This is a genomic window from Massilibacteroides sp., from assembly GCF_028705895.1.
Lineage (GTDB): Bacteria > Bacteroidota > Bacteroidia > Bacteroidales > Tannerellaceae > Massilibacteroides.
Map to the genome: position 1 here is coordinate 19,093 of NZ_JAQWCQ010000021.1, position 12,887 is coordinate 31,979.

Consider the following 12,887-nt stretch of genomic DNA (forward strand, 5'->3'; position numbering starts at 1 on the left):
CTGATTAGACATTAAAAAGTAACGTTTACACCTAATGTTATTGTTCTTGCCAGAGGATACATTCCATAATCTGTTCCTGGAGCTGTTACATTATCTTCCTTGAAACTTGTTTCCGGATTAAAACCGCTGTATCCTGTAATTGTTGCAAGATTTTGAACAGAGAAATACAACCGGCCATATTGCATATTACATCTTTGTATGAATGATTGGGGAAGAGTATAACCCAATGTTAGGTTGTTTATTCTAACAAATGAGGCATCTTCAATCCAACGAGATGAAACTACGTTGTTTTGACCTGTTGTAAGCGAATTTGCTCTTGGAGTCCATCCATCGCCGGGATTGCCCTCTGATTGCCATCTGTTCAGAACATCTTTCATCTGATTCTGATTTCCTTCCAATTGGGTATAAAAACGTTTTCCTAAATGGAGAACTTCACCTCCGTGAACACCCTGGAGTACAATGCTAAGATCGAAATTTTTATAGGCTACTTTATTCGTCATACCCCAAGTGAAATCAGGCATGTTATTGCCGATAATTGTCCGGTCATCAGCATCTATATCTCCACTTCCATCAATATCCGCAAACTTTACATCACCGACATGTGAATCTGCTAATCGCGGGCTATTTTCCCAATCTGCCTGATTCATGTAAACTCCGATTTGTTTATAGCCATAGAAATTTCCGATCGGTTTTCCAATCATTGTGATATGTGTTGTTCCGGCACCTCCATCTCCATAGATAGGGTCTCCTGTTGGTCCCAAAGCAATTACTTTATTGGTATTTGTGGAAAAGTTTATGTTTGTATTCCAGGTAAGATCACTTGTTTGAACATTCACTGTGTTTATTCCAATTTCAATCCCTTTATTGTCGAGTTTCCCAATATTTCTCCATGATTTAGAGAATCCGGTTATTGTTGGTATATCCACTTCCATTAGCAAATCTGTTGTATTTCTTTGGTATGCATCAAAAGAAAAAGACAACCTATTGTTTAGTACACTGAACTCTAATCCCAAATCATATTGTTTTGTCTTTTCCCATGTTAAATCTGCATTGGAGAAACTTTTTTGTGCGGCACCTGCATACACATTTCCAGGTCCTGCACCAAATACATAGTTCTGTACACTCATAGTGCCAATTGAACCGTAATTCGGAATGCTGTTATTTCCCGTTAAACCAAAACTAAATCTTAACTTTAGATCATCCAGCCAACTAATGTCTTTCATGAAATCTTCTTGTGAAACTCTCCAAGCAACAGAACCTGAAGGAAAATAACCATAACGATTATTTTTCCCAAAGCGAGATGAACCATCCGTACGAATGGAAGCGGTGAGATAATAACGGTTGTTGTAACGATAATTCACACGGGCTAAGTAGGATACAAGTGACCATTCATTGGTGTCAGATGATCCGGATTTTACTTTAGCATTGTTGATCGTACGAATGATATCATCAGGAAAATCAGAACCTTCAGCTTTGTTTTGATTATAAGTGTTTTTCTGAATAGTAAAACCGGCAATTGCGTCAATTTCATGTAATCCAAACGACTCATAATAACTTAAAGTGTTTTCATTTAGCCAGTTAATCACCTCTTTGCTTTCTGCTGAACCTTTTCTGTCTGTTGAAGGCAAGGGTGCTGAAACTCCGTTTTTTGGGACATTTGAAGGACGGAAATAGTTCTGTCTTAATTCCATTACATCAGCGCCCAATGTGGTTTTAAGTTTAAGATTCTTTAGAAGGGATATTTCGGCATATAGATTCCCAAATAATCGCATGTTTGTCTGCTTATTTTGTATGTCTAATGCGCTTGCGACAGCATTTGGAACACCTGTTAAACCATCTCCTGCAACAGCATATTCTGATTGTGAAGCCCAAGTTCCATCTTCTTTTCTGACCGGAACTACTGAGGATGTTGCCAATGCTGCATTAATTACTCCGTCACTCGCCCAGTGTCCTTGAGTAATCTGGTCTGATCTCATATATGTAGGTGCAAGATTAATTCCAACTTTTAACCATTTTGTAAATTCACTATCAATCTTGGCGCGTGCAGAGAAACGTTCATAATCACTTCCAATCACGATACCGTCCTGACTAAAATATCCGGCAGAAAACATGTATTTTGTTTTCTCATCACCTCCTGATACGGATAATTGATAGTTTTGCACAGGTGCTGTACGAAAGATCTCATCTTGCCAATCTGTGCCAGCCCCGATCTTAGCCATAGCTGCATCATCATCAAAAATAGCTGGATAACGATAACGATTTCCTGAAGGGCGGCTGCTTAATGGATCGCTTGCCGATGCTCCCGGAACCCGATCAATATAGTTGTTGTTGAATGCCTCCTTACTAATCATGGCAAACTCCTGAGCATTCAATAAATCCATTCTCTTAGTAACATTCTGTAATCCGTAATACATGTCAAGGCTAATACTAACTTTCCCTTGTTTCCCTGATTTTGTTGTCACTAATACAACTCCGTTTGCTGCCCTCGAACCATAAATAGCTGCGGCAGAAGCGTCTTTTAATACTTCAATAGATTCTATATCACTTGGGTTAATAGAATTCAGATTTTGTTCTCCTAAAGGATATCCGTCAACAACATATAAAGGCGAACTGGATGCTGAAATAGAACCAGAACCTCTCACCCGTATAGTTGCTGCTTGTCCAGGTGCACCTGCTACTTGCTGAACCTGAACTCCTGCCATTTGTCCAGCCATGGCCTGTGTTGGGTGAGATACCTTAAGGTCTTTTAAAGATCCGGAGGATAATTGAGAAACAGATCCTGTTAAATCTTTTTTCTTCACTACACCATAACCTATGACGACGACTTCTTCAAGAGTCTCAGTGTCTTCAGCTAAGCGTATATTGATGTTACTTTGTTCTCTGATAGCAATATCCTGTTGTTTATATCCAATGTAAGAAATTGTTAAGATTGCATTTTCCTGAACAGAGATGTTAAAACGTCCATCAATATCTGTGATCGTACCGTTTGTACTTCCTTTCTCTATGACATTAGCTCCAATGATAGGTTCTCCGCTTGAGTCAAGGACTACACCTGTTATGTGCTTATCTTGTTGATTGATCATTGAGTTTTCGCTTAACTTACCTATAGTTTTTTGTGAAAGAATGATATGAGCTCCTTCTACTTTGTAATCTATGCCAGTGTCACGAAGTAGTTCTTTTAGGACTTGGTCTACCGACTCATTTTCTGCGGAGATTGATGTTTTCTGTTTGATGTCAACTCTGTTGTTATACAGAAACAAATAGTCTGTCTGTTTTTCAATTTCTTCGATAATTTCATTCAGATAGACGTTGCTTTTAATAAAGTTTACTGTTCTGTTTTGTGAATGTGTGTTTTCAGCGTGGATTGAAAAAACACATACAAGTAAGATAATTGCAGTTATTCTCATAATTCTGAATATTTGCTTTTGAAGCGGATATTTTAATAAATAGTTATCCGGTAAAGTATTCTTTTTCATACTTTTGTATTTGATTTAGATTAATACAGTTTATACATTGTGTTATTCGGATGCCGGTATATGCGCCAACATGTATCGGCATTTTCGTTAAATTTCTGGTGTTTATATCATAGGCATTGTTTTTTAAGATTAATAGTTCGTTTCTTTATTCTATTGTTATTGTTTGTAGTTCATCGTCTTTTTTATAACTAAAGTAAATGTCTCGCTGTAATACGTGTAAGGCGTAGTCAACCCCATCTCTTTGACGGAACTTTCCGGTATATTTGTTTTTATTTACTTTGTTATTGTTGATGCTGATTTTTACGCCGTAGTATTTTTCAAAATCCTCCATTATGGAAGCAAAGGAGGCATCCTTGAAACAGATTAGTCCTTCGCGCCAACGGTAAACCGAATAGTCATCTACGTATTGGACGGTTAGTTCTCCGTTTTCATATATAGCTTTGGTATTGGGCTTTAATAGGAGGGGAGTGGACGGGCTTGCTGTGGGGTGTATGCTGACTTTTCCTTCCATCAGAGTCGTTACAAAATTGTTTTTTTCTGAATAGGCTTCAATATTGAACTTTGTTCCTAATACTTTTACTGTATGCTTGTCTGTTTTTACAGAGAAGGGGCTGTTTTCGTTCTTCGTAACTTCGAAATAGGCTTCTCCGTTTAATTCTACATTCCGTTGTTTTTTTGTGAAGTTAACCGGGTATCGGAAGGTCGTCCGGGCATTTAACCAAACTAATGTTCCATCGGGAAGAGTAATGTTTATATATTGTCCCGCAGGCACATGAATGGTTTGCATGGCAATGGGCTGATGGGCTTCTTGATACGTCTGATATAGAAAGCCTGCTGTAAGTGTTAGTAAAACAACAGACGCGATTTTAATAAATTCCCGGAACGTATGATTGTGGATAAGCATTCCTTTCGGTTTCTTTATTTCTTTAAGAGTACCGTTTGCCTGTAGGAGCAATGCATCGAAAATTTTCCGCTCATGATAAAATTTGCGTTTATTTTCTTCAGAAGATTCCATCCAGGTCCTTACGTAAACTTCTTCGTCGTAAGATGCTGCTCCATTGAAGAATTTATAGAGTAATTCGTTTCTCATCCTGTTTTATTATCGCTATCTATATAAATAGCAGTTGAGAGAAATGTATCCCTAAAGAAAAAGAGATAAATAGGTAAGTACGGGAAGATAATCTTTTAGGTTTTCCCGTAATACCTTTAGTGTCTTGTTGATATGAAATTCTACACTTTTTGTGGACAGACCTACTTTTTCTGCAATTTCTTTATGAGAATAGTTCTCTTTTCTACTTAAAAGAAATATTTTGCGTGTTTTCTCCGGTAAGTTTCTCAATGATTCATTTACAATGTTTTGTATCTCTTCTGTGAATAATTGATATGGCTCGCAGGCCTCCAAAGAGGTAATCCGGGTTTGTAGTTCCCATTCGGCATGCAGTCTTAGTTTTTCGGAAACGTCTTGCCGTATTTGAACTGACTGGAGATAGTTGAGGCATTTGTGCTTTAATGTTGTTAATATATAGGCAGGAGGGTTTGATTGCGTGTCGATAGTTGCTCTGTTCTCCCAATAGTACAAAAAGGAATCATTCGTAAAGTCTTCGGCGACAGATATATCTCTCACGTACGTATTCGCAAAACGAGTAAACCGTTCTTTGTATTCATTAAAGAGTTTATTGAAGTCGCCGAGTTCTTCTGATGGTTTCTTTTGCATTTCTACCTTTAGTTAACAGAAGGTAAATATAAATGAATGTAATGTGAATGCAAAGTATTTTATGGTGTTGTTTCGTCGTTACGTAAATAAATCATATGCTCTGCTGTCGTAAACGATGTGGAAACCGGCTGTAATAATAGGGCGTCGTCTTCTATCTGAAGTTCAAACCGATCACTATTATGTCCACGTAAAAAGACGATCTGTTTCGTGTTTTCTGGTATTTTTACGCTTGTGATAGCGGGGCCCGAAGGCGAAAGATTGACACTTGGTTTTACTATATCTTCTAATCTGACTAATAAGGTATCTCCCGTCTGGAACGTACTTCTTAATATTCCATAGTTGCAATAAGGATAGTATTCCGTTGTTTCTATATAGAGATAAAAACCTTCTTCGTTAGCATATATCGAATCGACGGCTTGTGTCTGCTCAGCCAAAGAAATAGTTATATCAGATAATAAAGCTTGCGGTGTGGCGTATTCAGCGAACAGCGTATCTGCATCGTCATGGCTGCATGCCGAAAACAATGCCGATACGACTATTACTATATACAACACACGTTCTTTCATCTCATTTTATCTTCCTTTATATATATAAGACGTATAAGTGCTTGAATTGTTGCATTAAAAGCGATTTTTTTTACAAGATAATTACAAATAGCGGTTCTTAACTAAAAAAAGAAGACAAGGTCTATCGTTTTACTACGCATCGTTTTTTCCAATGCCCCGTTTTGTAGTAAATGTAGGTGATGATAAATCCGATGCAAATGCTTAGTCCGATTGCCCACCAGATTCCGACCCTGCCGAATTTTTCACTTAGGTAATAGGCGAGTGGAATACGAATCAGCCAAAGAGAGAAGAGGCTGACCATCATCGTGAAAAATGTGTCTCCTGCACCGCGAAGAGCGCCGTTATAGACATTCAGGCTGCCGTGAAAAATAAGAAATCCTGCCGTGATTAATAAGAATTCTTTTCCAATGGTAATTACTTGCAGATCATCTGTAAATGCCATCATGATCGTATCTCCCCATAACCAGATGGTTGCGAACATCGTCAGGCTGAACACTGCATTTACATAAAGGGAAAAGCGAAGGCCTCTTCTGACACGGTGGAATTTTCCCGCACCAATGTTTTGTCCGGCAAAGGCGGCTAATGCTCCGGATAAGGTCAGGATTGCCTGTGTAATGATTGTATCTACCTTGCCCGCTGCACCATAGGCGGTCAGGGTATCTGTTCCAAAACTATTGACTATGCTTAATAAGGCGATAAGTCCTAATGCTATAGCACATTGTTGGACACTCGTAGGTAATCCGATCTTTAGTCCTTCTTTAAATAGTTTTACGTTAAACAGCAGGTCTTTTTTCTTGATTGATAGCAAAGGATGGGTGTTATTTATATAAAGTAGTCCGATGCACATCCCCACTCCCTGAGCGATAACAGTAGCCCTTGCTGCTCCTTCGATTCCCCAGTTGAAGACAAGAATGAAAAGAAGATCAAGTGCAATATTCAGAATGGTGGTTATAAAAATAAATACCATTGGCTTGATCGACTCGCCTATACCTCGTAAAATTGAAATTATACTATTAAATGTGACAAAAAGAAAAGTTCCTCCGATATAAATTTTGAAATAGGCTACAGCTTGAGGAATCACTTCTTCCGGAGTGTTTGTTAAACGGAAAATTGGTTCCGCAAAAATAATTCCTCCGATAGATAAGACAAGCCCTATTCCCAACATGAATATAAAGAAAGACGAAAACGCTCCTTGTACCTTGTCGTAATCACGAGCTCCGAAATATTGAGACACTACAACTGATGTTCCGCTACCAATCCCGATCACTAACGAAATAATAAAATAATAAATAAAAAAGGAGGCGGAAATAGCAGCGAGAGCTTCTTTGCCAAGAAATTGGCCAACAATAATACTGTCTGTTATTGTGTAGGTCTGTTGTAATAGATTACCTATGAGCAGCGGAATAGCAAAACGAAGGATTACTTTCCATTCCTTACCCAAAGTAAGATCGTTATGTCCACTTTTCCGATTTTCTCTATCCTTCATTGCTGACGTTTCAAATGTCCTTTAATAGTGTTGACGCGTTTTGTTTCATCATATCTTCACGTACTTTCAGGGTTACTTCCCATTCTTCTTTAAACAAACCTGAAGTATCTATCTTGAAATTCTCTGAACCACGTTCATCTATTTTTGAGAAGAGTAAACCTACGCTTAATTGATTAATATCCATTGCCGGTTGATAAAAAACTATACGCTCATCATCACCATGGCGGACTTCCGTGATTACATTTAGCTCGTTTAATAGGTAAAGTATCTCCGTTGTTATACGGATTGGAATGCGGTATGTTTCGGACAGTTCGTCTGCATTGTAGGGCTTTTCTCCTTTCGCGAAACGTTTTACAATCAGCGAAGCAATCAGCAGAGTTAAAAAATCCTTGTAACGACGGGAAATATTTTTGCTGTCCCGTTCAAAACTAAACTTCTTAACGTTTTGTGAAGCATAAGAAAGTTCCGCTCCGAAAAGACAGATTAACCAGGAGAGTTGTAACCATAATAATAATAAAGGCAAAGCCGCGAAGCTACCGTATATCGCATTGTATTTGCTCACCCATATCTGTCCGTTAATGTATAGCAATTGAAAAAACTGAAATGCCGTACCTGCAAATACTGCCGCCAGAAAACCATTCAGAAACCTTACTTTTGTATTTGGTAAAAGTAAATAGAGGGTCGTAAAAGCAAGTATAGTCATCAAAAAAGGAGATATGTTCAGGATGAACTCTACAACCGGAGTGAAAAAAACATATTCACTCAGAAAACTCCCTCTAAGTGTGGATAAAAAGATCGATATACCGCTCGATGTGGTGATTAAAATCGGCAATAAGAGAAATAATCCCATGTAATCCATGATCTTTCGTGACCACGAACGTGATTTTTTTATTTGCCAGATATCATTGAATGTCCCTTCAACAGCTGAAATAAGATTGATTACGGTATAGAATAAGAGTATTAACCCGACTCCGATAATCACACCTCCCTGCGCTTGTGCCAGATAACTTTCAACATACTCAAATGCCTTATTCAATTCTAATTCATGACCAGGGAAAAAGACATACAATTGTTGCCTTACTGCACCTTGAAATCCAAAACCTTTAGCAATTCCTACCAGTACGGCTAAAAGAGGAACAATGGCAAGTAATGTGTTGTACGTTAAAGCTGAGGCTTTAGTCTGAAGTTCTTCACTTTTAAAGCCTCTGACAGCGAGGATAATGGTTTTTATGGTGTTGATATAAAATTCTTTCAGACCACTAACCTCATGTTCTGTAATTCTCCAAATGTCATACGTGACAAACCGGATCATTCTGGACAGGAGATTCCCTATCCGTTCTATAATTGTTTTCTTATGGTTATCCTCAGATTTCATAAGCTATTGTTTTTTATAAAACAGTCTGCCTGTAAGCCGGGTTCTGTACTTCATGCATTTTACTGTATGAAGCGTCTGTCATTTATCTAGCCTTGTTGTTGCCAACAAGATCAAGCGATCTACCCCCCGGCATCGGGCGGGCAGCCCTACATGCGCCGGTGTACATGATCTTACAACCCATAAGACGTACGGCATTCCATATTGCTATGAAACCCGGTAAGCTCTTACCTTACCTTTTCACCCTTGCCGGACGTATCCGGCGGTTTTTTTCTGTTACGCTACTCTACCCTCACGAATAGCTTCCCGTTAGGAAGTATGGTGCCCTGTGTTGCCCGGACGTTCCTCTTGCCCAAAAGCAAGCGACAGACCGGCAGACTGTGTTCTGACAAAGATAGTATAAAAATACAGAACAAAGGATGTCAACCTTTTTTAGGATAAGTCAATTCTAATATATCGGGAACATAAGTAGATGCTCCTACATATATATATATATAATTCCGTTAACAGGCGAGTTTGTGTTGTCAATAAATAGAATCTGTCAGTTTCATCAAAACATTCAGCCAAAATGACTGTTATATAGGTATAATATGACAGTTTAAATAACCGTGTTTTAGGATGTTTTGGTACTTGGTATAACACGGTACTGTTAAACGCCGTTAAGTATATCACATTTGCCGTTAAAAGAGATGAAAAATAGGTTGGATTTGTACTAATAGCACATTTTTTGAGTTTAATTTGTTGCAAACAAAGTGTTAAAATTAAGTGTTTAATTTAATAAGTAAGATATGAAAAAGACATGGAAAAATGTATTTGGATTTGTCCTGATAGCCGCTGTTAGTTCGGCTGTTGCTGTTGGCACCAATACATATCTGATGAGCAAAAAGCAACATGTTGATTCAACAATGGCTGAAGGAGCATTTGTTCAGCCGGTAAGAATGACTAATTTCGCCACAGTAGCTGCCGAAAATACTGATTTCACAGTGGCGGCAGAGGCAACAGTGCACGCTGTAGTCCATATAAAATCGGTTGCCAAGGTTCAGACCGATGGTCAATATGTAGATCCGTTTGAGTTTTTCTTCGGATATCGTGGATTCTCTCGCCCACAAAACCCGCAACCTCAAGTGGGATCAGGTTCCGGGGTGATCATTTCAACCGATGGATATATTATGACGAATAATCATGTAATAGTCGGTGCGGATGAATTAGAAGTTACCCTGAATGATAATCGTAAATATCCGGCAAAGGTGATTGGCGCAGACCCTCAGACCGATATTGCTTTGATTAAGATAGATGAAAAAGATTTACCAACTATTCCATTTGGAGATTCCGAAAAACTTAAGGTAGGAGAGTGGGTGCTTGCAGTTGGTAATCCTTTTAATCTGACTTCTACGGTTACGGCAGGTATAGTCAGTGCAAAAAGCCGTGCTATTTCTTTTGATCGCGCAGATATAAGTAGGATACAATCTTTTATTCAAACAGATGCTGCGGTAAATCCGGGAAATAGTGGTGGAGCACTTGTAAATACCAAAGGAGAGTTGGTCGGTATAAATACTGCAATTTATTCTCAAACAGGAAATTTTGCAGGTTACTCATTTGCTGTACCTATTAGTATCGCCGGTAAGGTTGTAGCCGATCTGAAACAATATGGTACTGTTCAGCGTGCCGTTTTGGGTGTGATGATTCAGGATCCTGCGAATGTTGAAGAAGAAAAGAAAAAGGATGTAAAAGTATTAGAAGGTGCTTATGTAGCATCATTTGCAGAACGCAGTACGGCAAAAGAGGCTGGTATAGAAGAAGGTGATGTTATTATTGCGGTGAATGATGTGAAGATAAAGTCATCAAATGCTCTTCAGGAACAAATCAGTAAGTATCGTCCCGGAGATAAAGTGAAAGTAAAAGTAAACAGAAAAGGAACCGAAAAAACGTTTACCGTAGAATTACGTAATGCGCAAGGAAGCACAAAAGTGATAAAAGGTGGGGAAACGGCAGAGGTTCTTGGTGCAGCGTTCAAGGAACTATCTGATAGTCAGAAGAAGCAATTGAACGTATCCTATGGAATTGAAGTTACCGGACTTACGAATGGAAAAATGCGTGATGCCGGTATTAAAAAAGGCTTTATAATAATGATCGTGAATAATCAGAAAGTATCGTCAGCAGATGATATTGATAAGATAGTAGATAAAATACTAAAAGGAAATTCTGATGAACAAGGATTGTTTATTAAAGGATTTTATCCGAACGGGCGTACCCGTTACTATGCTATCGATTTATCTGAATAAGGTAATTAGCCTTTTTTCTGAGCAAAAAGATTGTTAAAGGTACTTAATTGGCTGGATGTGGGATGCATCCAGCCAGTTGTTGCAATAAAAAGTATTATCTTTGCATCCCGTATTTCTCAATAAAATCGTTGGATGAGACAATTAAAAATTACCAAGTCCATTACCAATCGCGAAAGCGCTTCGCTTGATAAGTATCTCCAAGAAATTGGACGTGAGGATCTTATCACAGTTGAAGAAGAAGTAGAGTTGGCACAGGCAATTAAAAGAGGAGACCGTAGAGCGTTAGAAAAATTAACTCGGGCTAATCTGCGTTTCGTCGTTTCAGTAGCAAAGCAATACCAAAATCAAGGGTTAAGTTTACCTGACTTAATTAATGAAGGTAATCTTGGTTTGATTAAGGCCGCTGAAAAGTTTGATGAAACGAGAGGGTTTAAGTTTATTTCGTATGCTGTATGGTGGATTCGCCAGTCTATTCTGCAAGCTTTGGCAGAACAGTCGAGAATTGTTCGTCTTCCGTTGAATCAGGTAGGTTCGCTGAATAAAATCAGCAAAGCTTTCTCTAAATTCGAACAGGAAAATGAACGCAGACCGTCGCCGGAAGAATTAGCAGACGAACTGGACATACCGGTAGATAAAATTACTGATACGCTAAAAGTATCGGGAAGACATATCTCCGTTGATGCTCCGTTTGTAGAAGGTGAAGACAATAGCCTCTTGGATGTGCTTGTTAACGATGATGCTCCTATTGCAGACCGGTCGTTAATGAACGAATCACTGGCGAAGGAGATTGATAGGGCACTTGCTACATTAACCGAAAGAGAATGTGAGATTATCAAAATGTTTTTCGGTATTGGCTGTCAAGAAATGACATTAGAAGAGATTGGCGACAAATTTGGCCTCACAAGAGAGCGCGTCCGCCAGATCAAGGAAAAGGCAATCAGAAGATTAAGACAAGGAACACGTAGCAAGCTCCTCAAATCGTATTTAGGTTAACTTGGAGTAAGAACTTTAAGCTGACAAGAAAAGGTAATCCTGCCCGGGTTGCCTTTTTTTATTTTATTAAACGTATCCCATTGGCCTCGATAGAAATACGTTTCTGTTTATATAAAGCCCCTATTGCCTGTTTAAAATTCTTTTTGCTGCAACGGAACAACGAGTAGATTAATTCGGGTTCGCTTTTATCGTGCACGTTAAGGAATCCTCCTTGTGCTTCCAATGTATCCAGTATAATACCCGTTACGCCGTCCACTTTTGCATAACCTAATGGCGTTAAGCTAATATCTATTTTTTCGTCCTCACGTACCGTCTTGATATACGCCTTTCTTTCTTCTCCTTTCTCAAGACGCTGAAAAACTTCATTATGATAGATTAATCCCCAATGGCTATTGTTGATGATAACTTTATATCCGATTTCGGTTTCATCAGCAATCAAAATATTCACTTCTTCATTTACGGTATATTCCGGAGGAGTATTATTCAGAAACTTGTCAATCCTGGCTGATCCCATAATCCGCTGCGTAACATGATCAATACGTACGTACACCAAATACCAACGCCCTTCCTGCATTGCCATCTTCTGTTCCTTGAAAGGAACAAGCAAATCTTTCATAATTCCCCAGTCGAGAAACGCTCCCATTTGATTGACAGATTTCACTTCCATGAACTTGAATTCACCGACGGTTGCATATGGACGAGCTGTCGTTGCAATTAATCTACCCTCATTGTCATGATAAATAAACACTTCGACCTCATCCCCAGGCTTAATGTTTTTAGGAACGTACCGTGCAGGCAATAAAATTTCCAGGTCATTACCCCCATCCAGATAAATACCAAAATCCAAGTCTTTGACGACTTTAAGCGTATTATATTCCCCGATTTTAACCATCTTTCGTAAATAATTTCTGCAAATGTACTTTTTAAATCACAAACTCTTCTCTTTTTACAACCGAATGCAGCAATATCCGACAAAAAGCATCGTTATTATGGTAACT

9 protein-coding genes and 1 other RNA gene are annotated in these 12,887 nt (G+C 38.7%); 2 read left to right on the top strand and 8 right to left on the bottom strand.

Going from position 1 to position 12,887, the window contains the following annotated elements; translation table 11 throughout:
* Nucleotides 1-11: 11 nt before the first annotated feature.
* The 7 genes from PHT93_RS07115 to rnpB all read right to left on the bottom strand — a co-directional run bounded on the left by PHT93_RS07115 (nucleotide 12) and on the right by rnpB (nucleotide 8,996).
* Nucleotides 12-3,476: a TonB-dependent receptor gene (locus tag PHT93_RS07115; protein WP_300241161.1), complete on the bottom strand. Its 3,465-nt coding sequence runs from the start codon at nucleotides 3,474-3,476 to the stop codon at nucleotides 12-14.
* Nucleotides 3,477-3,621: 145 nt separating this feature from the next.
* Complete coding sequence (locus tag PHT93_RS07120; RefSeq protein WP_300241163.1) at nucleotides 3,622-4,566, bottom strand: FecR family protein; 945 nt, start codon at nucleotides 4,564-4,566, stop codon at nucleotides 3,622-3,624.
* Between the two features lie 51 nt (nucleotides 4,567-4,617).
* Nucleotides 4,618-5,190, bottom strand: coding sequence for an RNA polymerase sigma-70 factor (locus PHT93_RS07125; RefSeq protein ID WP_300241165.1), 573 nt, complete (start codon nucleotides 5,188-5,190; stop codon nucleotides 4,618-4,620).
* A gap of 59 nt (nucleotides 5,191-5,249) precedes the next feature.
* Nucleotides 5,250-5,756, bottom strand: a complete 507-nt coding sequence (locus tag PHT93_RS07130) for a hypothetical protein (protein WP_300241167.1) — start codon at nucleotides 5,754-5,756, stop codon at nucleotides 5,250-5,252.
* Nucleotides 5,757-5,877: 121 nt separating this feature from the next.
* On the bottom strand, nucleotides 5,878-7,242 hold the full coding sequence (locus tag PHT93_RS07135; RefSeq protein ID WP_300241169.1) for an MATE family efflux transporter: 1,365 nt from the start codon (nucleotides 7,240-7,242) through the stop codon (nucleotides 5,878-5,880).
* A gap of 10 nt (nucleotides 7,243-7,252) precedes the next feature.
* A complete protein-coding gene (locus tag PHT93_RS07140; protein WP_300241172.1) occupies nucleotides 7,253-8,617 on the bottom strand; it encodes a YihY/virulence factor BrkB family protein in 1,365 nt (454 codons plus the stop codon).
* A 16-nt stretch (nucleotides 8,618-8,633) separates the two neighbouring features.
* Nucleotides 8,634-8,996: RNase P RNA component class A (rnpB, locus tag PHT93_RS07145), an RNA gene on the bottom strand.
* Nucleotides 8,997-9,402: 406 nt separating this feature from the next.
* On the opposite strand from rnpB, the gene PHT93_RS07150 reads away from it, so the two are divergent.
* Together PHT93_RS07150 and PHT93_RS07155 are read left to right on the top strand one after the other, a co-directional pair.
* Entirely contained in the window at nucleotides 9,403-10,896 is a 1,494-nt protein-coding gene (locus tag PHT93_RS07150; RefSeq protein ID WP_300241174.1) for a Do family serine endopeptidase, read from the top strand.
* A gap of 132 nt (nucleotides 10,897-11,028) precedes the next feature.
* Nucleotides 11,029-11,889, top strand: a complete 861-nt coding sequence (locus PHT93_RS07155) for an RNA polymerase sigma factor RpoD/SigA (protein ID WP_300241177.1) — start codon at nucleotides 11,029-11,031, stop codon at nucleotides 11,887-11,889.
* Between the two features lie 58 nt (nucleotides 11,890-11,947).
* Here PHT93_RS07155 and PHT93_RS07160 read toward each other — a convergent pair whose 3' ends face one another.
* Complete coding sequence (locus tag PHT93_RS07160; RefSeq protein ID WP_300241180.1) at nucleotides 11,948-12,781, bottom strand: S1-like domain-containing RNA-binding protein; 834 nt, start codon at nucleotides 12,779-12,781, stop codon at nucleotides 11,948-11,950.
* Nucleotides 12,782-12,887: the final 106 nt, after the last annotated feature.

Excerpts from the sequence above, each read along its gene's own strand:
- PHT93_RS07125 (WP_300241165.1), bottom strand. The coding sequence starts at position 5,190 with ATGCAAAAGAAACCATCAGAAGAACTCGGCGACTTCAATAAACTCTTT.
- PHT93_RS07120 (WP_300241163.1), bottom strand. The coding sequence starts at position 4,566 with ATGAGAAACGAATTACTCTATAAATTCTTCAATGGAGCAGCATCTTAC.
- PHT93_RS07135 (WP_300241169.1), bottom strand. The coding sequence starts at position 7,242 with ATGAAGGATAGAGAAAATCGGAAAAGTGGACATAACGATCTTACTTTG.
- PHT93_RS07130 (WP_300241167.1), bottom strand. The coding sequence starts at position 5,756 with ATGAAAGAACGTGTGTTGTATATAGTAATAGTCGTATCGGCATTGTTT.
- PHT93_RS07115 (WP_300241161.1), bottom strand. The coding sequence starts at position 3,476 with ATGAAAAAGAATACTTTACCGGATAACTATTTATTAAAATATCCGCTT.
- PHT93_RS07160 (WP_300241180.1), bottom strand. The coding sequence starts at position 12,781 with ATGGTTAAAATCGGGGAATATAATACGCTTAAAGTCGTCAAAGACTTG.
- PHT93_RS07140 (WP_300241172.1), bottom strand. The coding sequence starts at position 8,617 with ATGAAATCTGAGGATAACCATAAGAAAACAATTATAGAACGGATAGGG.
- PHT93_RS07155 (WP_300241177.1), top strand. The coding sequence starts at position 11,029 with ATGAGACAATTAAAAATTACCAAGTCCATTACCAATCGCGAAAGCGCT.
- PHT93_RS07150 (WP_300241174.1), top strand. The coding sequence starts at position 9,403 with ATGAAAAAGACATGGAAAAATGTATTTGGATTTGTCCTGATAGCCGCT.